This is a genomic window from Natrinema pallidum DSM 3751, assembly GCF_000337615.1.
Lineage (GTDB): Archaea > Halobacteriota > Halobacteria > Halobacteriales > Natrialbaceae > Natrinema > Natrinema pallidum.
In genome coordinates this window covers 1-22,356 of record NZ_AOII01000101.1, presented here as the reverse complement: position 1 = coordinate 22,356, position 22,356 = coordinate 1, and the positions used below count along the sequence as shown (strand labels likewise).

General features: G+C 65.1%; 27 protein-coding genes and 1 pseudogene. 12 read left to right on the top strand and 16 right to left on the bottom strand.

Annotated elements, in window-relative coordinates:
• Positions 1 to 9: 9 nt before the first annotated feature.
• Together C487_RS17255 and C487_RS17250 are read right to left on the bottom strand one after the other, a co-directional pair.
• Entirely contained in the window at positions 10 to 1,365 is a 1,356-nt protein-coding gene (locus C487_RS17255; RefSeq protein ID WP_006187121.1) for a hypothetical protein, read from the bottom strand.
• A 369-nt stretch (positions 1,366 to 1,734) separates the two neighbouring features.
• Entirely contained in the window at positions 1,735 to 1,926 is a 192-nt protein-coding gene (locus C487_RS17250) for an HVO_0649 family zinc finger protein (protein ID WP_006187120.1), read from the bottom strand.
• A gap of 104 nt (positions 1,927 to 2,030) precedes the next feature.
• Here C487_RS17250 and C487_RS17245 point away from each other — a divergent pair, with 104 nt between their 5' ends.
• The 4 genes from C487_RS17245 to C487_RS17230 all read left to right on the top strand — a co-directional run bounded on the left by C487_RS17245 (position 2,031) and on the right by C487_RS17230 (position 7,154).
• On the top strand, positions 2,031 to 3,980 hold the full coding sequence (locus tag C487_RS17245) for a bacterio-opsin activator domain-containing protein (RefSeq protein WP_006187119.1): 1,950 nt from the start codon (positions 2,031 to 2,033) through the stop codon (positions 3,978 to 3,980).
• Positions 3,981 to 4,041: 61 nt separating this feature from the next.
• Positions 4,042 to 4,230 carry a DUF1328 family protein gene (locus C487_RS17240; protein WP_006187118.1) on the top strand — a complete coding sequence of 63 codons (189 nt, stop codon included), beginning with the start codon at positions 4,042 to 4,044 and terminating at the stop codon, positions 4,228 to 4,230.
• A 154-nt stretch (positions 4,231 to 4,384) separates the two neighbouring features.
• Complete coding sequence (locus C487_RS17235; protein ID WP_006187117.1) at positions 4,385 to 6,310, top strand: aldehyde ferredoxin oxidoreductase family protein; 1,926 nt, start codon at positions 4,385 to 4,387, stop codon at positions 6,308 to 6,310.
• Between the two features lie 247 nt (positions 6,311 to 6,557).
• Entirely contained in the window at positions 6,558 to 7,154 is a 597-nt protein-coding gene (locus tag C487_RS17230; protein ID WP_006187116.1) for a YIP1 family protein, read from the top strand.
• 147 nt (positions 7,155 to 7,301) lie between these two features.
• Here the strand turns inward: C487_RS17230 and C487_RS17225 are convergent, their stop codons facing one another.
• A complete protein-coding gene (locus C487_RS17225) occupies positions 7,302 to 7,688 on the bottom strand; it encodes a winged helix-turn-helix domain-containing protein (RefSeq protein WP_006187115.1) in 387 nt (128 codons plus the stop codon).
• A gap of 247 nt (positions 7,689 to 7,935) precedes the next feature.
• Between C487_RS17225 and C487_RS17220 the strand changes: the two genes are divergently transcribed.
• Both C487_RS17220 and C487_RS17215 read left to right on the top strand, forming a co-directional pair.
• Positions 7,936 to 8,595, top strand: coding sequence for a helix-turn-helix domain-containing protein (locus C487_RS17220; RefSeq protein WP_006187114.1), 660 nt, complete (start codon positions 7,936 to 7,938; stop codon positions 8,593 to 8,595).
• A gap of 357 nt (positions 8,596 to 8,952) precedes the next feature.
• Positions 8,953 to 9,102 (top strand): DUF7560 family zinc ribbon protein, encoded by a 150-nt coding sequence (locus C487_RS17215; RefSeq protein ID WP_006187113.1) that lies wholly within the window; start codon positions 8,953 to 8,955, stop codon positions 9,100 to 9,102.
• A gap of 48 nt (positions 9,103 to 9,150) precedes the next feature.
• On the opposite strand, the gene C487_RS17210 is transcribed toward C487_RS17215, so the two are convergent.
• The 10 genes from C487_RS17210 to C487_RS17165 all read right to left on the bottom strand — a co-directional run bounded on the left by C487_RS17210 (position 9,151) and on the right by C487_RS17165 (position 14,129).
• Positions 9,151 to 9,603: a pyridoxamine 5'-phosphate oxidase family protein gene (locus tag C487_RS17210; protein WP_006187112.1), complete on the bottom strand. Its 453-nt coding sequence runs from the start codon at positions 9,601 to 9,603 to the stop codon at positions 9,151 to 9,153.
• Between the two features lie 109 nt (positions 9,604 to 9,712).
• Positions 9,713 to 10,111 (bottom strand): hypothetical protein, encoded by a 399-nt coding sequence (locus C487_RS17205; protein ID WP_006187111.1) that lies wholly within the window; start codon positions 10,109 to 10,111, stop codon positions 9,713 to 9,715.
• Positions 10,112 to 10,372 carry a hypothetical protein gene (locus C487_RS17200; RefSeq protein WP_006187110.1) on the bottom strand — a complete coding sequence of 87 codons (261 nt, stop codon included), beginning with the start codon at positions 10,370 to 10,372 and terminating at the stop codon, positions 10,112 to 10,114.
• A 61-nt stretch (positions 10,373 to 10,433) separates the two neighbouring features.
• Entirely contained in the window at positions 10,434 to 10,754 is a 321-nt protein-coding gene (locus C487_RS17195; RefSeq protein ID WP_394295589.1) for an AzlD family protein, read from the bottom strand.
• Complete coding sequence (locus tag C487_RS17190) at positions 10,744 to 11,532, bottom strand: AzlC family ABC transporter permease (RefSeq protein ID WP_006187108.1); 789 nt, start codon at positions 11,530 to 11,532, stop codon at positions 10,744 to 10,746. The genes C487_RS17195 and C487_RS17190 overlap by 11 nt, the downstream gene beginning before the upstream one ends.
• A gap of 73 nt (positions 11,533 to 11,605) precedes the next feature.
• Positions 11,606 to 11,815 (bottom strand): hypothetical protein, encoded by a 210-nt coding sequence (locus C487_RS17185; RefSeq protein WP_006187107.1) that lies wholly within the window; start codon positions 11,813 to 11,815, stop codon positions 11,606 to 11,608.
• Positions 11,816 to 11,882: 67 nt separating this feature from the next.
• Positions 11,883 to 12,161, bottom strand: a complete 279-nt coding sequence (locus C487_RS17180) for a ubiquitin-like small modifier protein 1 (protein WP_006187106.1) — start codon at positions 12,159 to 12,161, stop codon at positions 11,883 to 11,885.
• Positions 12,162 to 12,248: 87 nt separating this feature from the next.
• A complete protein-coding gene (locus C487_RS17175) occupies positions 12,249 to 12,599 on the bottom strand; it encodes a hypothetical protein (protein WP_006187105.1) in 351 nt (116 codons plus the stop codon).
• Between the two features lie 79 nt (positions 12,600 to 12,678).
• Positions 12,679 to 13,065: a hypothetical protein gene (locus tag C487_RS17170; protein ID WP_006187104.1), complete on the bottom strand. Its 387-nt coding sequence runs from the start codon at positions 13,063 to 13,065 to the stop codon at positions 12,679 to 12,681.
• Between the two features lie 218 nt (positions 13,066 to 13,283).
• Positions 13,284 to 14,129 (bottom strand): GNAT family N-acetyltransferase, encoded by an 846-nt coding sequence (locus C487_RS17165; RefSeq protein WP_006187102.1) that lies wholly within the window; start codon positions 14,127 to 14,129, stop codon positions 13,284 to 13,286.
• Between the two features lie 1,031 nt (positions 14,130 to 15,160).
• On the opposite strand from C487_RS17165, the gene C487_RS17160 reads away from it, so the two are divergent.
• The 4 genes from C487_RS17160 to C487_RS17145 all read left to right on the top strand — a co-directional run bounded on the left by C487_RS17160 (position 15,161) and on the right by C487_RS17145 (position 18,718).
• A complete protein-coding gene (locus C487_RS17160; protein WP_006187101.1) occupies positions 15,161 to 16,024 on the top strand; it encodes a VOC family protein in 864 nt (287 codons plus the stop codon).
• A gap of 270 nt (positions 16,025 to 16,294) precedes the next feature.
• On the top strand, positions 16,295 to 16,573 hold the full coding sequence (locus tag C487_RS17155; protein WP_006187100.1) for a hypothetical protein: 279 nt from the start codon (positions 16,295 to 16,297) through the stop codon (positions 16,571 to 16,573).
• Positions 16,566 to 17,027: a response regulator gene (locus C487_RS17150; protein ID WP_006187099.1), complete on the top strand. Its 462-nt coding sequence runs from the start codon at positions 16,566 to 16,568 to the stop codon at positions 17,025 to 17,027. The genes C487_RS17155 and C487_RS17150 overlap by 8 nt, the downstream gene beginning before the upstream one ends.
• Entirely contained in the window at positions 17,027 to 18,718 is a 1,692-nt protein-coding gene (locus tag C487_RS17145; RefSeq protein WP_006187098.1) for a bacterio-opsin activator domain-containing protein, read from the top strand. Before C487_RS17150 ends, C487_RS17145 begins: the two co-directional genes overlap by 1 nt.
• A gap of 11 nt (positions 18,719 to 18,729) precedes the next feature.
• On the opposite strand, the gene C487_RS17140 is transcribed toward C487_RS17145, so the two are convergent.
• Complete coding sequence (locus C487_RS17140; protein WP_006187097.1) at positions 18,730 to 19,749, bottom strand: LLM class flavin-dependent oxidoreductase; 1,020 nt, start codon at positions 19,747 to 19,749, stop codon at positions 18,730 to 18,732.
• Positions 19,750 to 19,894: 145 nt separating this feature from the next.
• On the opposite strand from C487_RS17140, the gene dpsA reads away from it, so the two are divergent.
• Positions 19,895 to 20,440, top strand: coding sequence for a DNA starvation/stationary phase protection protein DpsA (dpsA, locus tag C487_RS17135; protein ID WP_006187096.1), 546 nt, complete (start codon positions 19,895 to 19,897; stop codon positions 20,438 to 20,440).
• A gap of 158 nt (positions 20,441 to 20,598) precedes the next feature.
• Positions 20,599 to 20,694, top strand: a pseudogene (locus C487_RS22105) (DNA starvation/stationary phase protection protein DpsA); the annotation flags it as partial.
• Between the two features lie 39 nt (positions 20,695 to 20,733).
• Here C487_RS22105 and C487_RS17130 read toward each other — a convergent pair.
• Both C487_RS17130 and C487_RS17125 read right to left on the bottom strand, forming a co-directional pair.
• Positions 20,734 to 21,111: a metal-dependent transcriptional regulator gene (locus C487_RS17130; RefSeq protein WP_006187095.1), complete on the bottom strand. Its 378-nt coding sequence runs from the start codon at positions 21,109 to 21,111 to the stop codon at positions 20,734 to 20,736.
• A gap of 388 nt (positions 21,112 to 21,499) precedes the next feature.
• A partial coding sequence (locus C487_RS17125; RefSeq protein ID WP_049908241.1) for a formyltetrahydrofolate deformylase occupies positions 21,500 to 22,356 on the bottom strand: 857 nt, incomplete at its 5' end.

Below are 22,356 nucleotides of genomic sequence, written 5' to 3'. Positions count from 1 at the left end.
TCGGTTCGATCAGCCGAGCATGCTGTCGTCGCTTTCGTTGCCCGTTTCGTTCATGCTTTCATTGCCCGTTTCGTTTACCGACGCGTTGTCGTCGCCTTGCTGCTCGAGTGCCGCTTGGAGGCCCTCGGTTTCGCCGACCGAAACCGTACTCGCGCTGCTGTTTTCGACCGTCATCGAACTCGCGGAGAGCGACGAAATCGTCTCGCCCTCGGTCATGTCGGTATCGTCTACAGCAGTCTCGGTCGTCTCGTTGTCGGTCGTCTCGTTATCAGCCGTCTCGTTATCAGCCGTCTCGTTGTCAGTCGTCTCGTTATCAGCCGTCTCGTTGTCAGTCGTCTCGTTATCAGCCGTCTCGTTGTCAGTTGTCTCGTTGTCGGCCGTCTCGTTGAATATTCCGTCCGTTTGGTTTTCGTCTGCGGACTCGTTGTCGGCTGTCCCGTTGAATATTCCGTCCGTTTGGTTATCGTCCTCTGACTCGTTGTCGTCCGTCTGGTTGAATATTCCGTCCAGTTGGTTACTCGCGTTTGACTCGTTGTCGGCCGTCTCGTTCGCTTCTTGGGCGGTCCCCCCGTCGTCGACCTGCTCGAGCGTACCGATGGTCATCGATTCGAACGTGATCTCACCGACATCGAACTCCTCGACGGTCAGCGACTCGACCATCTCGGTGCTTTCGTTCTCGCTGGCGGTGCTTTCGTTCTCGCTGGCGGTGCTTTCGTTCTCGCCACCGTCATCGCCGTCACCGCCGAACAGGCCGCCGATGAAATCGGAGATGCCCGAGAGAAGTCCCCCGTTGCCGTCCTCGACGGTGAGGTCCTCGATCGTCAACTGATCGGCGTTCATCGACTCGATCGTCATGTTCTGGATCGCCACGGTATCGGCGTCTTCGCTGAGCATCTGTTCGATGCCGTCCGCGGATTCGTTGCCGGCCGCGGCAGCGCTTTCGTTGTCGCCCTCGCTCTCGTTGGCACCGCCGAGGTCACCGTCCGTCTCGAGATCGTCGATCGAGACGTTCTCGAGCGCGAGCGAATCGAGGGAGACGTTCGAGATCGTGACGCCGGTGGGTGCGGACTCGTTGGCCGCGGACTGATTGCCGGCCGACTCGTTTAATTCCTCGAGTTGCTCGCTGTCCTGGATGTCCAGCTGTTGGACGCTGAGTTCTTCGATCGTTGCGTTTTCGACGGTTATGTTTTCGAGTTCGAGCGTGCTGACCTGTACGTTCTCGAGCGTTGCGCTCGTGTCGCTCATGTCTCCGGCGTCGGTCGCGGCTGTGTCCGTGGTCGCTCCACCGACGAGGGCGGGACCCCCCGAGAGCAGAACCAGCAGCGCGACGAACGCGACGCCGATGTGCTGCGATCGTGAAACCATGCGCGCCGGGGTAGGATCGTCGCGGGGCTAAAACGGGCAGACTGTTACGGAATTACCGACGGGAAAACCGATGTTTCGCGCACGGGACCGAGCGGTGACGGCCGACCCCGTCGACCCCCGTTCGCCTGTCACGCCCGCCGGGAACCGCACGGGACTGTTCGTCGGTATCGCGCCGTCTCCTGTCGTACGGCCGACCGGACACGGGATGGGCGTCGATCGATTCCGCATCGATCCGTTACCGTCCCCTCGAGATGCAAAGTGTCGATTTTCGTGATGAAACGGCATCGACCGTCGCGCCCTGCGCTCGTCGGGGCGGGTCCGGACGAGACTGGACGCTCGTCGCCGTCGACCGGTCCCCGCACGGTTCCGTTACCCGAGTCGGAGCTCTCGCGTCTCGACGGCGTCGCAGGTGGGACAGACGAACTGATAGCGGACCCGTCCGCCCGAGGTGGTGACGCGCCACCCACCCTCCGTGTCGACGTAGCCGCAGGCCGGACAGCGGAGTTCCGACTCGTCGAACTTCTCGCGGAGCCGCTCGAACGGTGATCGGTGCACTGACATGTGTTATTGTATGACGTGGTGCCATATAACACTGTTCCGTCGGGTTCCCGGCTCGACCGTCGACCGATCACAACGGTTCTTAGGCAGCCATCCGTAGGGAGCATATGGACGATGTCGACACGGAGCGCGGTAGCCCCGTCGACGACGCCGCGGCGGCGGCCCGCGCCCTCGAGCACGTGGTCGATCCGGTCATCGCAGTTACCGAGGGAACGATCACGTACGCGAACGAGGCCGCTCGCGACGCGTTCGAACTCGGCGACGCCGACCGCGAAGCGGCGACCGCGCTCGGCACGCGTTGGACCCACCTCGCAACGGTGATCGACGAGACGACCGTCGGTACCGCTCGGCAAGTCGACCTGGCGGACCATCGAGAGCGCGTCCGTATCCACCGCGGGGCGAGCGGCGCGACGCTTACGTTCGAGCGCGACGGGACGGGTGCCGACGCCACTGCCGAGAGCGTGGGTGACTCCCGCTCGGGCGCGAGCGATCGACTGGTGAAAGACCGCGCGCTCGAGGAGGCCCCCGTCGGGATCACGATCTCCGACCCGGACCGCGAGGACAACCCACTGGTGTACGTCAACGAGGCCTACGAGGAGATGACCGGCTACGAATTCGACGAGGTCGTCGGCCGGAACTGTCGGTTCCTCCAGGGCGAGGACTCAGACGAGGCGGCGATCGCCGACATGGCGGCGGCCATCGACGAGGATCGGCCCGTCACCGTCGAACTCAAGAACTACCGCAAGGACGGTACCGAGTTCTGGAACGAGGTCACGATCGCCCCCGTTCGGGACGAGGACGGCCGCGTGACCAACTACGTCGGCTTCCAGAACGATATTACCGCGCGCAAGGAGGCCGAACTCGCGCTCGAGCGACAGACCGAAGAACTCCAGTACATCCTCGATCGCGTCGAGGGACTCATTCAGGACGTCACCGCCGTCGTCGCGGGCTCGACCGACCGCTCGGAACTCGAGCGCGAGGTCTGTGCGCGGATCGCCGCGGAGGACGCCTACGATGGGGTCTGGATCGGCGAGCGCAACCCCGCGACCGGGACGATCGAAGTCCGCTCGAGCGTCGGCGACGGACCCGACGGCGGGACCGTCGCAACCGATACCGGCCACCCCGCCGCCGAGGCGCTCGCGACGACCGACCCGGCCGTCGAGACCGTCGACGGACTGACGCGCGCCGCGTTTCCGCTGTCGTACAACGGGATCGAGTACGGCGTAGTGACGATACGGACGCCGCGAGCGATCGACGACCGCGAAACGGTGATCCTCTCCGCGCTCGCCCGCGCAGTCGCCAGCGGCGTCAACGCCCGCGAGACGAGCCGCGTGCTCGCGACCGATGCCGTCGTCGCCGTCGAACTCGAGGTGACCGATCGCACCCTCGCGCCGGTCGCCCTCTCAGCGGCGGCGGACTGCCGGCTCGAGTACAGCCGGTCGGTGCACCGAACGGACGACGAGACGGCATCGTTGTTTACCGTTACCGGTGCGAGTGCCGACGAGATCACCGCCGCTGCCGACGAACTGGCCGACGCCGACTGTCGCATCGTCGTCGAGCGCGACGAGGAGTGTCTCGTGGAGGTGACCGGCGGAGAAGACCTCGTCGGCTGGCTCTCCGAGCGCGGCGTCCGCACGAAGGCCATCGAAGCCGAGGCCGGTCGCGCACGCGTCACGCTCGAGATTCCGCGCTCGTCGAACGTGCGTTCGGTCGTCGAGGCCGTCGAGGACCGCTACGACGGCACCGACGTTCGCTCGTTCCAGCAGCGCGAACCCGACGGCGAGACCCGCCAGGAGTTCGCCGCCCGTCTCGAGGAGGCGCTGACCGATCGTCAGTTCGGTGCGCTCCAGCGGGCGTATCTCGGCGGCTACTTCGAGTGGCCTCGGCCGACGACCGGCGAGGAACTGGCCCAGTCGATGGGCGTCTCTCGGCCGACCTTCCACGAACACCTGCGGACGGCCGAGGCGAAACTGTGTCGAGCCTNGAGCCTTCTTCGGGGACGCGTAGCCGTCCCCCACAGTGACTGTCACGGCTCGAGACCTGTAACCGCGCCGTAGCATCGAAAACGCTCGGGGACGGTCGCCGAGGTTTATATGGCTCGTCGTGGGAGGCGGTGGTATGTTCGCGTTCGCAACTCCGCTGCAGATGGGGGGCGGTGGGTTCCTGTACTGGGCGATCATCTTCTTCGTCCTCGCAATCGTCGCCGCCGCCGTCGGTGCCCGCGGCGTTGCCGGGATCTCGATGGAGATCGCGCGCATCTTCGTGCTGATCTTCATCATCCTTGCGGTGGTCGCACTGTTGTTGTAATCGTTTCAGCGCCGAGCGAAACCGAGACCCGGCCGTCGGTTCCGTCGAGCGATGAGCACCGCGACACCGCCATCGATCACGTAACCGGTTCCGGTTACAGATGGCTGGGAACGACTAACACGATGGCGGCCGTATACAAGAACGAACGGTTACTATGACAGAACTCGGCGGATTTCAGGACAGGGTCGCCCGCATCGATCTCTCGGACGAGGAGATCGCGTACGAGTCGATCGACGACGAGGACGCAGCGAAGTATATCGGTGCGCGGGGGCTCGGGGTAAAGTACGTCTTCGACCAGGGACCGGCGGTCGATCCGCTCGGCCCCGACAACCTGTTGGCCTTTATGAACGGACCGCTGTCGGGCACGCAGGTGACGATGAGCGGTCGGATCGCCGTCTGCACGAAGTCGCCGCTGACCGGGACCGTCACCGACAGTCACCACGGCGGCTGGTCGGGGGCCCGGCTCAAGTGGGCCGGCTTCGACGGGCTGTGCTTCGAGGGCGAGGCCGACGAACCGGTCTACGCCTACGTCGAGGACGGGACGGTCGAACTGCGGGACGCTTCCCATCTCTGGGGTGCGGGTGTCCACGAGACGCGGGACCGACTCGAGGAGGAACTCGAAGGGTCGTACGGCAAGAACCTCTCGCTGATGGCGATCGGACCCGCCGGCGAGAACGGCGTCAAGTACGCCTGTATCATGAACGAGGACGACCGGGCCTCTGGACGGGGCGGCACCGGCTGCGTGATGGGGTCGAAGAACCTCAAGGCGGTCGTCGTCAAATCGACCACGAAGATGCCCAAGCCGGCCGATCCGGAGACGTTCAAAGAGGGTCACCAGCAGGCGATGCAGGCGATCCAGGAGTCGGAGGTGACCGCGCCCAACGAGGGCGGCCTCTCGATGTACGGGACGAACGTCCTGATGAACATCGGCGAGGAGATGGACGGCCTCCCGACGAAGAACGGCCAGTATACCTCGACCGAAAGCATGCGCGATGCGGAGGGCGTCGACATCGACGCCGAACGCGTCTCCGGCGAGAACGTCCGCGAGAACATCCTCGTCGACGAGCCGACCTGTCACTCCTGTCCGGTCGCTTGCAAGAAGGAAGTCGAGGTGACCGCGATGCACAAAGGCGAGGAGATGAACGTCCGGACCGAGTCCTACGAGTACGAGTCGGCGTACGCGCTCGGCCCGAACTCCGGTCACACCGACCGCGACAAGATCGCGCTCATGCTCGAGCGCTGTAACGACATGGGCGTCGACACCATCGATGCGGGGAACATGATGGCGATGGCCATGGAAATGACCGACGAGGGGAAACTCGAGGGCGTCGGCGAGTTAGAGTGGGGCGACACCGAGACCATGATCGACATGATCGAGCGGATCGCCCGCCGCGAGGACGAGTTCGCGGACCTGCTGGCCGAGGGCCCCCGCCGGGTTGCCGACCGCAAGGACGCCCACGAGAATTCGCTGGCAGTCAAGGGCCAGACCATCGCCGCCTACGACCCGCGCTGTATGAAGGGGATGGGAATCGGCTACGCCACCTCGAACCGCGGGGCCTGCCACCTGCGGGGCTACACGCCCGCCGCCGAAATCCTCGGCGTTCCCGAGAAGGTCGACCCCTACGAGTACGAGGGGAAAGGGGAGCTCACCGCCCAGTTCCAGGACCTCCACGCCATCAGCGACTCGTTCGACATCTGCAAGTTCAACGCCTTCGCCGAAGGCATCGAGGAGTACGTCCTGCAGTACAACGGCATGACCGGCCGCGATGTCACCGAGGACGAACTGCTCGAGGCCGGCGAACGGATCTACAACTTAGAGCGGTACTACAACAACCTGAACGGCTTCGACGGGAGCGACGACTCGCTGCCAGCGCGCTTCCTCGAGGACGGTATCCGTGGCCAGGGTGCCAGCGAGGGCGAGTACTGCGAACTCGACGAGATGAAAGACGAGTATTACGACCACCGTGGCTGGGTCGACGGCGTCGTTCCCGATGAGAAACTCGATGAGCTCGGGATCGAGCTCGGGCCGGGGACGGGCGTCAGCAGCGAAGGCGGTGCGGCCGCGCCGAGCGACGACTGACTCGAGCCCGGCGGCGTTCGGATTTCGGCGTCCGTCTCGATTGACGGATCTCGGACTGGAGACTGCCGATCGAACCACTCGAAGCGACCGCCCGGGACGGACCTATCGCCCTCGTAGCGAACACAGTTCTCGTATTAGTTATTTCTATCAGAAATACATTCTCTTCACAATATGTCGGTTAGAGGGCTGATAATCTCCGAATAGCTGGTTTCGATACTCTATTATAATCCGACTCATACCTGCTTGTATGAGTCTCCTGAAAGAATGGACGGGAGTGAACGGCTACATGATCAAGGACCCGGGAACGTTCTTCTCGGCGTACAACGAAAACCACGGGATCGCCTACCCGATCGCGTTCATGCTGCTCTCGTATCTCGCCGTCATGCTGCCGATCGGAGTGCTCGCTGCGGCGGTGAACATCACGTCACCGACCGATGCGGCGATCGGTCTGGTGCTCTTTCTCGGACTCGGCGTCGTGTACTGGATTCAGGGGCTCATCGAGGCGTTGCTCGCCCACGGGTGTGCGTACCTCTTCGGTGCACGCGGCGTCTCGAAAACGCTCGAAGCGTACGCGTTCCCGACCGTCGTTCGGTACTGTTTGTGGTGGGTTCCCCTGGTGAACCTCGCGCTCGGACTGTACGGCCTCTACCTGCAGATCAAAGCCCTGTCGGCGTTTCACGACATTTCGACCGGCAAGGCCGCGATCGCCGCGCTTTTCCTACCAGTGCTGTTCATGCTTCTGGTTACCGTCGTTATCGCAGCTATCATTGCCACGTTCGTCCTCGAGTTAGGCTCACAGCCCGGTCCACGGCCGGCCATGTCCCTGCTCGAGATCGCCGCGTAGGGCCGCCGGCTGCCGCTCGAGCCTCACCGAACGCGGCTGCTGACGCGGGGACGGGGCTCGAATAGGTCGAGCAGTCTGTCCGTCTCCAGTCCGTGCCGCTCCGAACGGCCCAGTGCTGACGACGAGAGTGGACGGCGAGACGGAGAATCAGTCGTCGGCAACGGCGTAGGTCGAGCCGATGTCGGCTTCGGCGTCGGGCTTGGTCAGTTCGATTGCGACGCTACCGTCGTCGATCGAGACGAGCACGTCGTCGAAGCTCTTGGAATACTCGGTCGCGTGCTTGCCGGAGGTGTTGATCCGAACCTTCTCGTCGACCAGGTCGGCCTCGGTCAGCATCTCGACCTTTCGGTAGGCCGTCGACATCGGGATGTCACACTCCTCGGAAACCTCCGTGGCCGTCAGGGGCTTCTCGGTCGTCGCCTCGAGGATGGCTCGACAGGCGTCGTCGTCCAGTGCGGCGAGGACTGCCTTCGGATCGGTTGATTCGTCGGTTTGCCATCCGTGTTTCCGGGCGTCGGGGTTCGTAGCGGACATCTGTTGTATCTTCTAGTATCGACCCGACCCCCTCGTAATGACTCCCAATAAATACAGGGTCCTTTATATGAGGTCGCGTGTGTTGGATCAGGGCGGCCCTGCGTGTTTCCTCGACGGAAGAGCGGGCCCGACGGCCGGCCGCGGGACTCGCGGTGTGGCACCCCGCTCGCGTACCGGTCGTCGTGATCGATCCACTCACGGGTCGCGGGCACAGGGTTTAGGGGGCCGGCCTTCCCAGCAGTGAGTAATGGTTTCGGGGATTCGTGCGGAAGTGAAAATCGACGACCCGTTCGACTGCGTCGTCGCGCAGGCCTCCGCCGAGACGAACGGCCGAGTCAACTCGGTCTCGCGCAGTACCAATCCGTCCGCGCCCGACCGCATGACCGAGGAGTTCATGCTCGAGGCCGACAGCTATCCCGACGAGTTCGATGTCGACGCGGCGCTATCACCGATCTTCTCCTATGGCTCGAGCGCGGTCTACCGATACGAGCGCGATCTCGGCCAGGGTTGCCCCTGCGAGTGTATCGAGGCACACGACTGCCCGGTGGTCGACATCCGCACGCAGGGGGCGGCGCTGTACCTGACCTTTCACGCGCCGGATATGCACGCGCTCCAGGCCATCATCGGCGACCTGCGCGAGCGCTACGCGACCCTCGACGTCCAGCGACTGCTACAGTCCCAGCAGGACCACGACGACCGCAACCTCGTCTTCGTCGACCGGAGCACGCTGACCGACCGCCAAACCGAAGTCCTCGAGACGGCCCACCGAATGGGCTACTTCGATCACCCCAAGCGGGCCAACGCCGGCGAAGTCGCCGACGAACTCGGCATTACCGGGACGACGTTCACCGAACATCTCGCGGCGGCCCAGACGAAACTGCTCGACGCGATTCTCGATCACGAGTAGCGGTAAGCCCCCTCCTTCGACTCGCGTCGCCGATCCCGAACCCGGGGCGAGATGGCTCGAGCCCTATGAACGTACCGGGACCGCATGTGTTTACCCCCATAGAGTTCCTGGCTGAGCCACTGAGACGGCTGAAAACAGCACCCTCTATTTGATTTATATATCTCTCAGTNACGGCGGTCGAATTTTACGGATTTCTAATTGAATTCCCCGATTTTGAACCTACTGTCCTCCTGCGATTTCTGGGGGTAAACACATACCCGGGACCTATAGGGAACCGGAATCGAACCGCAACCCTATATATACTGGACACACAGCTATACGGTATACAGGCGAAGTTTCACGCGGCTCACCCCTGACATGAGTAGATACGAGTTCACGTGCCCGGAGTGCGGGCAGGAAATCGAGGTCAACGAATCGATGCGTGAGGCCACGCTGTCACACGGCTGCCCAGTCTGTGGAGCGTCGGTCACGCCGGCGGCGTTCGTCGCGGAGCAGCAGACGAACTGATCCCGCTCCCATCGCGATCGATCCCGTTTGCGTCTCGGTCTCCGCGTCTCACTCCTCGCGGTTGATTTCCGTCCGCCGTCCGTTGAGCGTCGCCGGGGTGAGGCGGTAGAGTTCGATGTCCAGCGCGTCCTTTCCGTCGGCCCAGATTTCGAACAGCGGCCGTTTTGCATCACCGTACTGGGCAATCTCGTCGGGCGTCAGCGCCGACGGCTCGATGCTCTGGAGGGCTCCGGTCGCGATGATGCTCCGGTATGCCGAGTCGGCCTCGTCGTAGACGACGAGTCGCGCGTCGGGTTCGGACTCGAGGAACTGGCGCTTCTCGCTCTCCGGCGTCGATACCATCCGCATGTAGAACGCTCGATCGTCGTCGTCGTAGCCGTACGAGATCGGAATCGCATAGGGTTCGTCCGTGCGTGCGAGCGACAACACCCCCGTCTCGTGACGACTGAGGAAGTCGTCGATCTCCGCGTCGGTCATCTCGGTTTCCTGGTCGATAGCCATCGTCTGGGTGGTTCCCCAAAGGTGAAACACGATCTTTATAGTTGTCATCGACCGCGAGGACCGTCGTTGCGGTTCCATCACGTGCCGCGTCGAGCCGCCGTCGTCTCGGTCACTCGAGGTCGGGTCCGTGGTCGCCGCGTGCCTCGGTTCCGCTCGTCCCGATTACGACCGCGTCCCGTATCTCGAGGGCCGTCTCGAACTCGCCTTCCCGGTCCGTTCGTCGGCCGATCCGCAGCAGCTGCTCTTCGTGTGCGCGCCGAATCGCTGAGAGTTCGCGGTCGCGTTCCCCAATCGCCGCGCCGATCTCCGCCCAGTGACCCCGGTCGACGAGGAACACGTCCCGGTCGGCGGTCGCGTGGAGGCGTTCGTACTCCCGGCGGTACCGGTCGAGCTTCGGCGCGAGAACCGTCTGTGCGCGCTCGAGCAGGTCGGGCAACCGGGCCGGTGGGACGCTCGCTTTCGCGGCCGTGAGCGCGAGCACCTGCCCCTCGATCGGCTGGCCCGCCATCTATCCACCTGCACGCATCGCTTTCTGTGCGAACTGCTCGACGAGCGGCTCAAGGGTATCCTCGTCGCCCTCGAAGACGATCGTCACCTCGGTCAGCGTCAGCGAGGGACCGATGGCGACCGACTCGGAGGAGAACGTCGCCGTCCAGTCGTCGCCCGCGACGGTGTCCTCGGCGGCACGTTCACCGCCCAGATTCGTGAGATAGCGAACGACGAGCCGTTCGGAGATGCCGCGAAAGGAGCGCTCAATACGGGTTCCCATACCGGTCGTTGGGAACCCGAACGGATAAATTCGCGTTCGCCGGTACCGGCACGCGGTGGTACTACAGGATCGCCCGGAACAGGACCACGGTCCCGACGCCGCTACATAGCGACAGCGGGATGCTCTCCGTCCGCCACATGACCAGCAAGACGACGCCCGCAGCGCCCCACTCCGCGGGGCCGCCGGTCGCCAGCTCCGGTCCGAGGATCGCGATCACGATCGCACCCGGCAGCACGGATAATGCCGCCTCGAGACGCTCGCTCACCTCGAGTCGGCGCAGGAGCCAGAGTCCGCCGACTTTCGTCAGTGCCGTCACGAGCGCCATCGCGAGGACGACGCCGACGACCAGCGGATCGAGCGCAAGGGCACCCTCACCCATCATGGCGAACCACCTCGACGGCGGCGGCCGCGAAGCCGCCGAGCAGGATGTACCACTGGCCGGGGACCAGTGCTGCGGCGACGACGGCGGTTGCGAGCGCGACGAGCCACGGGACGAGCGTCGACCGGCCCTCCCAGAGTTCGGTGGCGAGCGCGACGAAGACCGCAGCGAGGACGAAGTCGATGCCGTAGCTGGCCGGATCGCCGATCATGCCGCCGGCGGCCGCCCCGATAATCGTCGACGTGACCCAGAAGACCCACATCGCGATGCCGGTTCCCAGCAGGAACGCGCCCCGGCCGCTGCCGGACTGGAATTCGCGCATCGTCAACGCCCAGTTCTCGTCGGCCATCACCAGGAGGCTGCCGTAACTCCGCAGCGGCGAGAGGCGGCCGAGCCAGGGACCCAGCGCCGCGCCCATCAGCGAGTAGCGCAGGTTGATCGCGAGCGTCGCGATGATGATCGCCGTAACCGGGATCGGCTCCGTCCAGAGCTCCACGGCGATGATCTGAGCGGCACCGGCGAGTAACGTGGCGCTCATCAGCGCCGCCTCGGCGACGCTCAGCCCCGCCCGACGTGCGAGCATTCCGAATGCGATCCCGTAACCGCCGACGCCGAGCGCGATCGGGAGACAGGTCAGAAAGCCGGCCCGAATCCCCGATCGGTCGAAGGTGATCGCCTCGGTCCCGTCGCTCGTCGAGGCCTCGCCGACCGACGCGTTCTCTGGGTGAGCGGTAGCGCCGCCGGAATCGTACTCCGCATCGTCCCCGTCGGTTTTCGTCACGTTCGTGTCGAGTTGAACGAGGCCTAAAGCGTTCTCGAAATCGACGCCGCCCCCTATCCCGATCGGCCGCCGGTCACAGGCCGATGTAGAACAGTCCGAGCGCGACGAGTCCAACCGCGATGCCGTACGCCGGCCCGTTGACGACGGCGACGGCGACCGCCATCAACCCGACGACGACCCCCAGGAACAGACAGAACTGCTGGGTCAGCGTCCGGCGGTCGTTGCGCCCGAGGAGCCAGTCGAATCCCAACTCGGCTATCAGTTCGACGACCGCATCGAGCATATCTGATATCCGTCTTACGCTGCTAAAAATAGCTGGGACGTGAGCGGCGCGCGCCGCGTCCCCGGCGTTACCCGCCGGCGACCGGTGGAAACACCGACACGACGTCGCCCGCCTCGAGCGGCGTGTCGACACCCGTCATGTGGACCACGTTGCGACCGTTTTTCAACACGCTCAACTGCGGTCTGATCGCCCCGTCCTCGAGCAACTGCCCCTCGAGGCCGTCGTACTCGCGTTCGAGGGCAGCGAGGACGTCGCCGACGGTCGCGTCGTCGGCGACCGTGCGCGGTCGCTCCTTCTCCCCGACTGCGTCCCGAAACGTAGCGAAGAACCGGAGATCGATTTCCATACTCGATACTCGTGTCCGGACGACATAAGTTCGAGCGATGGAGCGGTCGAGTTCCGTGAGTCGAGCCGACGACCGGGCCGACTCGGTTCAGACCGCCGACGCCGTCGGCGACGACGCGTACGAGACGACGTCAACGTCGGCGTCGGTGAGCGCTGCGTCGATCGCGCTCGCACCGCTCTCGACCGCGTCGTCGGCGTCGTCGGCCGCCACGGTTACCGTCACCGAAAACTCGAGTGCGATCGTGTACGGATCGAACGGACCCGTCGGGTGCTCGTAAACCTCCGTGTCCCCGAGTTCCCAGTCGGCGATCGCCCCCTCGGCGGCGAGGGTCTCGAACGTGTCCGCGAGCGTCGCCATCGCCTCGTCACTGGCGGTCGTCTCCGAGCCGCCGTGGAGCGTGACCAGCGTCGTTCCCGTCCGGGACACAGCGAAGTCCATACCTCCGCTAGTCCGGCCCGGTAGTTCAACGCTTGGCTCGAGGACCGCTCGGCCGGGGCCGGGGCGGGGTCGGGGACGCTTACAGGTCCTGCAATCGAATCCCGTCCTCGACCAGCCGCGCGTTCCGCTCCCGATCGAGGTGCTCGCCCAGATCGTCGTGATCGTAGAGTTGTGCGATCACGTCGGCGTACAGCGTCCGCCACGCGATGGCGTAGATCGGCGACTGTCCCCACGCCCGCAGTTCCGGGACGAACGCGTCGTAGGTCTCGTACCGCTCCTCGAACCGATCGATCGCCTCGAGCAGGTTCCCGGCGGCCTCGCGTTCGTCGTCGGCCTCCTCGAGGAGTCGGTTGCACTGCGTCTCCCAGCCCGCGACCGCTTTTTGCATGTCCGCTGCGACGGTCTCGTCGTCGGCCGGCAGTCGGTCGAGTATCGGTTCCGGAACGCCGAGGGAAATCTCCTCCATACGCTTCGGTATGGGCCAGGCCGGCAAAAAATGATCCCGGTCCGTATTCGATCGATCCGCTGCCGAGACACCACTCGGCAACCGTATCAGCCGCTTCGGGACTATCGTGATGGCAACCCGGACCGTTTCGCGTCCCGCTCGGGCCAAGACGGTATGCGGCGGCACACGCCGTGGCGGGACGGGTTGACGGGGGACCAGTTTTTCCTCGGGCTCCGGAGTCAGGGCCACGTCGCCAGCATGATCTCGTCGACGAACTCGCCGTCGAGACAGTACTGCCCCTCGTGTTCGCCCTCGCGGTCCCAGCCGTTCTCCTCGAGGAACTCGATCGCCGCCTCGTTGGTCGCGGGGACGTTCTGGTAGAGCTTCCGGTAGCCGGCCTCCGCGGCCCACTCGAGGCCGTACTCGAGCAGTTCGGAGCCGATTCCCTGTCGCCGAGCGGCGGGATCGACGCCGACGGTCACCTCCGCGGTGTGGCGAAGCGACGGGTGTTCGGGCGCGTCGACGTGCAACCACCCGACCACGTCGCCGTCGTCCGGGGCCGCCGGCTCGCTCGCTGTCGACTCCTCGTCTGCCGGCCGTTCCCCACGGACCGCGACGAAGAAGACCCGCGACCGCTCCTCGTTGGCCCGAACGAGTGCGGACTCGCGCTCGAGTTCCGTCGCGACGTTCTCGGCGACGACGTACGCCCCGTCGTCGGCGACCGTCCGCATCGTCTCGACGACGCCCTCCCGGTCCTCCTCGCGGGCCGACCGGATGGTGACGACGCCGTCCTCGCAGTCCACGTCGGTCGTCGTCGCGTCGAGCGCGAGCCGGTATTTCCCGTCGACTTCGGCCAGATAGCCGTCGGCTTGCAGCGCCTCGAGACACGATCGGAGTTCGTTCGGTTCCGGCGCGATCGTATCGGTGTAGGTCCCCGATCGGGCGGGCTTCGAGTGTGCGCGGCCGCCGTCGATCTCGATCGAGCGGGCCAGCTCGGCCGGCGTGACGGCTCCGTTACGCTCGACGTACTCGTAGACGCGCCGCTGGATGTCGTCCTCGAACGAGTCCGTCGGATACATGCTCATACGACTCCGCCACCGACTGCCGATATTAGTATGCGATTCGTATCGAGCGCCGCTCGCGACCCGCCACACCGAAGCGACCGATTGCTCGTCGCTCGCGAACCGTTTCGAACCGCATTCGTGCCTGTCGCGCCCGGGCAATCTCCGATTAGGTCGCTTCGTCGATCCGTCGTGTGCTCGAGTCCGAACACGGACCGTATTGCTCCAGACGTTTAGTAACGGCGAGAAATGGGAGTGCTCCCGTCTCGAACAGAGGGGCTCGGATACCGGGACAACACGCGGTCAATCGCCCCAGTTCAGTTTCGGGAAAACGCTCGCTCTCGTCCTGTCACACGCACCGCCGATCCATTCGACCGGATCGAGGCGAAGTCCGATTTCGACGATCTCCGTGGTTGCTCGTCGTCTATGGCCTTCTCCGTCCACAGTCGTGTGTGACTGACGCCAGTTCCGGACCCTGGCAGTACGCCGCTTCCCGCCACAAACCCCGGCAGTGAGCCGTCGGACTGCAGCCGTTCGGTTCTCGGTCCGATCCGGTAGGCAGTTCCACGGAGCGCCGATTAGCGGACAGGTCTCGATCGCTTTCCCGACGGGCGACTCGACACGGGTTCGACTCACCGACGCCGGCGGCAACTCGAGTCGAGTCCGACGACTCCCCGGAGCCGTTCCTCCGTCTCACGGCCCGTCAGGAGTCCGGCCCGGTTTCGATAGCGTTCGGCCGTTGGCCCGCTTCGCGATCCGGTTTCTGGCGACCGCACCACCGTACCTGGGGACGGAGGCTCTGGCGAGTGGATAAACGATATACTGCGATACCAAATCGAGAACATTCTTTCGGAACTATCGGAACTGGCCCGGCGTCGTTTATTAACACCGAGGCCGAACCGGTCCGGTATGATCGAGGCCGTCGGCAAGCGTCGAGGCGGACCGCTCACCTCGTCGGCGGGTTCGACGAGGAGGGTGACGAGCGATAACGACACCACCATCTAGGGATCGTCCGGGGCCGAAAGGGCCACTTACGGGGCTCCCGTGGGGAACGTATGAGCCGATCCCCGTCGCTGCCGGACGACACCCACCTCGGGCGGACTGCACTCTCCGTCGCCGATCGGGCGGCGATGATCGAATTCTACCGCGATGTCGTCGGGCTTCGCGTCCAGCACCGAGACGGGACGGGAACAACGCTCGGCGTCGCCGAGACGCCGCTGCTCGTCCTGTACGAGGACCCCGACGCCGAGCCACGCGGCGAGCGAGAAACCGGGCTCTATCACAACGCGTTCAGGGTCCCCTCGCGCGAGGCGCTGGGGAGCGCCGTAGCGCGGCTTCGCGACCGCTGGACGCTCGCGGGAGCCACCGACCACGGCGTTAGCGAAGCGCTGTACTGTACCGATCCCGAGGGCAACGGCGTCGAGATCTACCGCGACCGGCCGCGGGACGCGTGGCCGCGGACCGAGGACGGTTCGATCCGGGCGACCAGCGATCCACTCGATATCGCCGCCCTCGCTGCTGCGGCCGACGACGCGACGGAGTCGGTCGGATCACAACTGATCCCCGACGGGACGACCCTCGGCCACGTCCATCTCGAGGTGTCGTCGCTCGAGGACGCGCGAGCGTTCTACGCGGCGACGCTGGGGTTCGACGTCTCGATGGCGTTCGGACAGGGGGCGTGCTTTCTCGCGGCGGGCGGCTATCACCATCACGTCGGGCTGAACACGTGGAACCGCCGGTCGACGCCGAACGGCGGACTGGGTCTCGAGTGGGTCGAACTCCTCGTGCCGGACGCAGGTGCCGTCGACACGGTTCGGGCGCGACTGGTCGGCAACGGCGTGTCGGTCACTGCAGTCGACGACGGTATCGAGTTCACCGACCCCGACGGGATCGCGATTCGACTGCGGGCGGCCGACTGACCCCGGCGTTTTCGTTCGGCTCGAGCGAGCGATGGGTCGTCGGTCACGACTGTTATCGCGACGTGAGTGTTCGTTTCGACCGGATTCGGCGCTAGGTTTACACCGCCTGATCGCCTTTCGAGTCGTACTATGGCCGCCACCGATCCTTCGTCAGACCACTCCCGTTCTCGGAGCCGGTGCCAGGAGGCCGTCGACCGCGAGACCGACCTCGATTGGCCCCACAGGCGACCGACCCCCAACATCCGCGGTCGCGGAGAACGGTGGGGAAACATGGCTGCGTTCAGTGTGCGATCGAGGGACCGAGATCGAGCCGGGTGGGCACGATCGCGCCTGCCGGATGATCGAGCGGCCCCACGGCCACGTGGCGTCTGCCGGTACCGGAATCACGCTCCGTCAGACAGCATCGAGCGCGACGACGGCACGAGTTTCCACGACGCCGCTCCCAGCGAAGGGGCGACGGTCGCGGTCGAACTGCCCGCCGTCCCGGAGGTGACGACGCCTTTCGGAGCGACCGACGCGATCGACGCGGATTTCCAGAATCATGAGTGACGCGGACCGCTTTCGGGCCGAGCCGGCACAGATCCTGCTGGTCGAGGACAATCCCGGCGACGTTCGCCTGACCAAGGAAGCGTTCAAGCAGGGCCGGATCGAGAACGACCTGCACGTCGTCTCCGACGGGACCGAGGCGTTGGACTTTCTCGGACGGCAGGGGCCGTACACCGACGTACCGCACCCGGATCTCGTCCTCCTGGACCTCAATCTGCCCGGGAAAGACGGCGAAGAGGTCCTGGAGGAACTCAAAGCGGACCCGGCGCTGCGATCGATTCCGGTGATCGTCTTGACGAGTTCGCGGGCGGAAGAAGACGTCGTCAAATCCTACGAACTCCACGCGAACGCCTACCTCACGAAGCCCGTCGATCCCGACGAGTTCATCGAGACGGTCCGAGCATTCGAGAAGTTCTGGTTTTCGGTCGTTCGGCTTCCGCCGGAGGGTGATTCGTGATGAGCGAGACGAACGCCCGGACCGAGACCGAACGGGACGGGGAGACCGCAGACACGCTCCGCGTCCTCCTCATCGAGGACAACCCGGGCGACGCCCGGCTGATCGAGGAGATGCTCCGGGATACCGAAGAGCTCGCCCAGCGAGTCAGTCCTATCGAATCGACCGGGCAGACGCCGGAAATGTCGCGGGAAACGCACCTCGAGGACGGCCTCGAGATGGTCGACGCCGAGCCGACGGACATCGTGTTGCTCGATCTGAACCTGCCCGACAGCGAGGGGCTGGCGACCCTCGAACGGGTTCACGAGGAGACGGACGAGACGCCGATCGTCGTCCTGACGGGCGTCCGCGACCAGCAGGTCGGCGTCGAGGCGATCCAACGCGGCGCGCAGGACTTCCTCGTCAAAGACGAGGTGACGAGCGAACTGCTGGTACGGACGATCCACCACGCGATCGAACGCGCCCGTCAGGAGCGGGAACGCCGCCAGCAGCGCGAACATCTCGAGGCACTCAACCGGTTCAACCGGATCGGGCACGACATCACCCACGCGGTGATCACGACCGAGACGCGGGCGGAACTCGAACAGGAGGTTTGCGATCGGCTCGCCGAGTCCGACGCCTATCGGTTCGCCTGGATCGGGGGCGTCAATCCCGGAAGCGACCGCGTCGTCCCGAAGGCGGCGGCCGGCGTCGAAGACGGATACCTCGACGAAATAGACGTCTCCGTCGCCGAGGACGACGAGAGCGGACGCGGGCCGGCCGGAACGGCCATTCGGACCGGACAGGTGCAGGTCATGAACGACGCCCGGACGGACCCCGAGTTCGGACCGTGGCGAGAGCAGGCGCGTGCCCGTGATTATCGGTCATCGGCAGCGATTCCGCTCATCCACGAAGACCTCGTCTACGGCGTGTTGAGCGTGTACTCGTCGTCGCCGCGGGCGTTCGAGGGGCTGGAGACCGGGGTGTTCGCTCGGATCGGCGACATCATCGCCCACGCGATCACCGCGATCGAACGCAGGGACGCACTGGTCAGCGATGCCGTGGTCGAACTCGAGTTCCGCGTCGAGGCGATGGCCGAACCGCTGGTCGAACTCTCGGCGACCGAGTCGTGTACGATCGCGTTCGAACAGTTGGTCGGCGGCGACGAGGCGCTGCTGGCCTACGGCTCAGCACACGGCATCTCTCAGGAGGCGTTCAGCGACGCCGTCGACGACACCGATGGGATCGGCGACGTTCGGTTCCTCTCCGTCAGGCGCGACGACTTCGAGTTCGAACTGGTCGCGCCCGCGGCCGTCTCGCTGTTCGAGACGATCGCGACCCACGGCGGTCGCGTCGCCTCGGCGACGATCGCCGACGGGGAGTTTCGCTTCGTCGTCGAACTCCCGCGAGGTCGGGACACCCGTCGGATGATCGAACTCATCAGAAACCAGCGCGACGACATCACCTACCTCGCCCAGCGGACCACCGAACGCAGCGAGCGCACCGACTCCGGCTCGGCGTCGGTCCTCGAGGAGGACCTGACCGAGAAACAGCGGGCGGCGCTCGAGACGGCCTACTTCGCGGGCTATTTCGACTGGCCGCGGGGCAGCACCGGCGAGGAGATCGCCGACCGGCTCGGGATCGCGCCGGCGACGTTCAACCAGCACCTCCGGACGGCAGAACGGAAGTTCTTCAATTCCGTCTTCGGCGAGTAGCGGGGCCCGTTTCAGAGCCCGATGCCGTCCGCCAGGAGTTCGTGCGAGCGCAACACGTCGTCGTGGTCGGCGATGATATTCTGCACGATCACGTCCTTGACCCCGACACGGTCGGTCAGTTGCTCGAGCAGGTCGCGCACGGTTTCCGGACTCCCCGAGATCGAACGCGGCCAGTCGCCGTCGGGAAGCGGGTTCGGCGTCGGCTCCGGGACGCCGCCGAGTTCGTCGATCGCGGCCTCGACTGACGGGGGCGAGCCGACGACGCCGCGTCGCAGCCGCTTGTACGACGCTTCGGCGGTCGCGCGCAGTCTAGCCGCTTCGTCGTCGGTGTCCGCACAGGCGACGTTCATCGCCAGCATCCCTTCGGGTTCGTCGGGTCCCGCGCCGAGCGGTGAGGGGTCGAAATGCTCCCGGTAGGTTTCGAACGCGCGCTCGGCGAGGGTCGGCCGGATGAACCCCGCGAAACAGTAGCGGAGGCCGAGCTTCCCGGCGATTTCGGCGCTCGAGGGGCTCGACCCGAGGACCCACGGTTCGGGGACGCTATCGGCCGAGCGAGGGAGGGTCAAGTCGCCGTACGCGTGCTCGTCCGGAAACCCGTCGTGGAGGTGGGTAACGGTCGATTCGATTTTTTCGGCGTGGTCCGCGTCGGGGTCCCCGCTCTGGCGGTCGGTTCCCAGCGCCCGGTCGGCGGCGGGGATGCCGGTCGCCCGGCCGAGTCCGAGGTCGATGCGGCCCGGAGCCAGCGCATCGAGGGACGCGAACGTTTCGGCTACCTTGAACGGCTGGTAGTGGTTGAGCAGAACCGTGCCGGAACCGACACGGATCTCGTCGGTGTCGGCTGCGAGACGCGCGATCAGGACTTCCGGGGTTGTACTCGCGATCGAGTCGGCCATGCCGTGGTGCTCGGCCATCCAGAACCGCGAGTAGCCGAGGTTCTCGGCCAGTTGCGCGAGTTCGATGGTGTTCTCGTAGGCATCAGTCGCGGTGCCGTCCTCCGGGACCGGCGCGAGATCCACGATCGAGAGATCCATACCGATCGCTCCGAATCGAACGCGGAATAGCCGTTCGATCTCCCACGCGAGGCGGGTGCCGGCGGCGAACCGATTTTAGGTCGCACGAAAAAATATTATTGAATTGAAAAGTTATATGTGTACGAGACTCCAAGGACTAGCTGTGATGAATACGCAGAAGACCGTCCAACAGGAAGCCGGTACCGTCGAGGAGAACGCGCTCAGGCTCGAGCCCGAGAAGGCAGAGCAGATCGTCGAGGCGCTGAACCGTGACCTCGCGGACGCGTACGTCCTCTACCACCAGCTCCACAAGCACCACTGGAACGTCGAAGGCGCGGAGTTCCTCGACGTTCACGTCTTCCTACAGGAGGTCTACGAGGACGTCGAAGTGGCGGCCGACGACCTCGCCGAACGCCTCCAGGCGCTCGGCGGCGTTCCGCACGCGAGCATGACGACCCTCGCGGAGAACGCCACCGTCGAGCCCGAGGACGAGGACGTTTACGACATCCGGACGTCGCTCGCGAACGACCTCGAGATGATGGGCGATATCATCGAGAGCTACCGCGAACACATCGAGCTCACGGCGGGGCTGGGCGACCACGCCACCGCACAGATGCTCCGCGAGCAACTCGAGACCATCGAGGAACACACCCACCACATCGAACACTATCTCGAAGACGACACGCTCGTCCTCGAGTCGGCGACGAACTAACGGCCGCGGTCTCTCTCCTGCAGTTTTCGACGACGGTGATCAGGCGGAGATGTCGATGTCGTCGTCCTCGAGCAGCGTTTCGGCGACCCGTTCGGTGACGAGTGAGCTAACGCTTCCCGCTGTCTCTTATACCCATCTCTNCACCGAATCGGACGGCTATCCGCGAGCAACTCGAGACCATCGAGGAACACACCCACCACATCGAACACTATCTCGAAGACGACACGCTCGTCCTCGAGTCGGCGACGAACTAACGGCCGCGGTCTCTCTCCTGCAGTTTTCGACGACGGTGATCAGGCGGAGATGTCGATGTCGTCGTCCTCGAGCAGCGTTTCGGCGACCCGTTCGGTGACGAGTGAGCTAACGCTTCCCGTGAGCGCCATCGCCTCCTGGTCGGGCTCCGCGAGGTCGAGCACGTCGCGGAAGAACGCCGAGAGGACGACGTAGGTTTCGTACAGGTCAGCGGCCGTCTCCCGTCCCTGGGCGGTGAGCGTCGCCCCCTCGTACGGCTCGTAGGTGAGATACCCCTGCGTCTCGAGTCGCTGGAGCGTTTCCGTTGCGACCGCCGGCGACCGATCGAGTTCGTCCGCGACGTGTCCCGGTGCGACCGGTTCCCCGCCGTCTCGAGCGGCGAGATAACAGACGAGCAAGTACTGAGACGCGTCCGTCATGCGCGCCGAGTGGGGNGATCGCGGCCGGGTCGCTGGCGGTCCTCGTGAGACGCGTCGAGACGGGAGACGAGCGACGAAGCGACGGGCGACCACGTTGGCCTGCGATCCCCTGGCAGATCGTCGTCCATGGTTTTAGGCTTGCCTAAAACAATAAAATAGTTGCGGCTAGTCGGTTCCCCGACGGTCTCACGGTCGTCGGAACCGCTGCCCGTTGCTGTACACATGATCGTCCGAGGACCGTCCGATCGGTGTCAAAACCGGGGCAGTGGTTACTGCGGCGTCGTGAGTCGGCGGCGAGGCGGCGTCGGCCGACGGTCACACTGAGCGGGCTCCGAGGCAGTCACCGACCGTGCCGCCGACCGATTCACGATGGCCCCCTCCAGGAGTATTACGAATCGTCGGCGACCGCGCTGCCGATCCCGTCGACCGGCCGATCCGGCGTGAACTCGTCGATCTCGTCGGGGAGCCCGAGCTGGTACTGGGTGCCGTTCTCCCGGACCGATGTCCGACCGCGATGGACCGAAACGTCGCCGTTCAGGTGCAACTGGACGGCCTCGAGCAGCGCGCTGGCCTCGAGCGGCTGGCCGCGGCGTTTCATCTCCGCAACGTCGGCGTCGTCGGGGACGTCGAACGCACGTTGCGTGATAATCGGCCCTTGGTCGAGATCGGTCGTGACGTAGTGGGCCGTGACGCCCGCGACCCGGACGCCCTCCTCGACGGCCTGCCGATAGGCCTCCGCGCCGGGGAACGCCGGGAGCAGGGAAGGATGGACGTTGATGATGCGGTCTTCGTAGCGGAAGACGACGTTAGGGCTGAGGATGCGCATGTACCGCGCGAGGACGATCAGATCGACATCGTACTCCCCGAGGAGTTCGAGCAGTTCGTCCTCGTTTTGCTGTCCGCCCTCGTCGCCGATGTCGTGGAAGGGAACGTCGTAGTGTTCGGCCAGCGGTTGCAGGTCGTCGTGGTTGCCGATGACGACGCCGATGTCCGCGCCGAGTTCGTCGTTGGCCCAGGCCTCGAACATGGCCTCGAGGCAGTGGCTCTCCTTCGTGACGAGGACGGCGATCTGCTGGGTCTCGCGGTCGGCGGGGAAGCGGACCTGCACGTCGAGTCCGAGGTCGTCGCCGACATCGTGGAGGTCCTCCCGAAGCGTTGCCTCGGTACAGACCATTTCGGAGGTGTCGACGGCGAGATACATCCGGAACACGCCGTCGCGGACCGCCTGATCGAGGTCCTCAATGT

Coding starts and splice junctions, on each gene's coding strand:
- C487_RS17145 (WP_006187098.1), top strand. CDS start 17,027: ATGAGCGAGACGAACGCCCGGACCGAGACCGAACGGGACGGGGAGACC.
- C487_RS17155 (WP_006187100.1), top strand. CDS start 16,295: ATGGCTGCGTTCAGTGTGCGATCGAGGGACCGAGATCGAGCCGGGTGG.
- C487_RS17240 (WP_006187118.1), top strand. CDS start 4,042: ATGTTCGCGTTCGCAACTCCGCTGCAGATGGGGGGCGGTGGGTTCCTG.
- C487_RS17175 (WP_006187105.1), bottom strand. CDS start 12,599: ATGGACTTCGCTGTGTCCCGGACGGGAACGACGCTGGTCACGCTCCAC.
- C487_RS17255 (WP_006187121.1), bottom strand. CDS start 1,365: ATGGTTTCACGATCGCAGCACATCGGCGTCGCGTTCGTCGCGCTGCTG.
- C487_RS17250 (WP_006187120.1), bottom strand. CDS start 1,926: ATGTCAGTGCACCGATCACCGTTCGAGCGGCTCCGCGAGAAGTTCGAC.
- C487_RS17215 (WP_006187113.1), top strand. CDS start 8,953: ATGAGTAGATACGAGTTCACGTGCCCGGAGTGCGGGCAGGAAATCGAG.
- C487_RS17130 (WP_006187095.1), bottom strand. CDS start 21,111: ATGACGGACGCGTCTCAGTACTTGCTCGTCTGTTATCTCGCCGCTCGA.
- C487_RS17160 (WP_006187101.1), top strand. CDS start 15,161: ATGAGCCGATCCCCGTCGCTGCCGGACGACACCCACCTCGGGCGGACT.
- C487_RS17170 (WP_006187104.1), bottom strand. CDS start 13,065: ATGGAGGAGATTTCCCTCGGCGTTCCGGAACCGATACTCGACCGACTG.
- C487_RS17200 (WP_006187110.1), bottom strand. CDS start 10,372: ATGGGAACCCGTATTGAGCGCTCCTTTCGCGGCATCTCCGAACGGCTC.
- C487_RS17210 (WP_006187112.1), bottom strand. CDS start 9,603: ATGGCTATCGACCAGGAAACCGAGATGACCGACGCGGAGATCGACGAC.
- C487_RS17150 (WP_006187099.1), top strand. CDS start 16,566: ATGAGTGACGCGGACCGCTTTCGGGCCGAGCCGGCACAGATCCTGCTG.
- C487_RS17140 (WP_006187097.1), bottom strand. CDS start 19,749: ATGGATCTCTCGATCGTGGATCTCGCGCCGGTCCCGGAGGACGGCACC.
- dpsA (WP_006187096.1), top strand. CDS start 19,895: ATGAATACGCAGAAGACCGTCCAACAGGAAGCCGGTACCGTCGAGGAG.
- C487_RS17220 (WP_006187114.1), top strand. CDS start 7,936: ATGGTTTCGGGGATTCGTGCGGAAGTGAAAATCGACGACCCGTTCGAC.
- C487_RS17225 (WP_006187115.1), bottom strand. CDS start 7,688: ATGTCCGCTACGAACCCCGACGCCCGGAAACACGGATGGCAAACCGAC.
- C487_RS17235 (WP_006187117.1), top strand. CDS start 4,385: ATGACAGAACTCGGCGGATTTCAGGACAGGGTCGCCCGCATCGATCTC.
- C487_RS17165 (WP_006187102.1), bottom strand. CDS start 14,129: ATGAGCATGTATCCGACGGACTCGTTCGAGGACGACATCCAGCGGCGC.
- C487_RS17185 (WP_006187107.1), bottom strand. CDS start 11,815: ATGCTCGATGCGGTCGTCGAACTGATAGCCGAGTTGGGATTCGACTGG.
- C487_RS17180 (WP_006187106.1), bottom strand. CDS start 12,161: ATGGAAATCGATCTCCGGTTCTTCGCTACGTTTCGGGACGCAGTCGGG.
- C487_RS17205 (WP_006187111.1), bottom strand. CDS start 10,111: ATGGCGGGCCAGCCGATCGAGGGGCAGGTGCTCGCGCTCACGGCCGCG.
- C487_RS17230 (WP_006187116.1), top strand. CDS start 6,558: ATGAGTCTCCTGAAAGAATGGACGGGAGTGAACGGCTACATGATCAAG.
- C487_RS17195 (WP_394295589.1), bottom strand. CDS start 10,754: ATGATGGGTGAGGGTGCCCTTGCGCTCGATCCGCTGGTCGTCGGCGTC.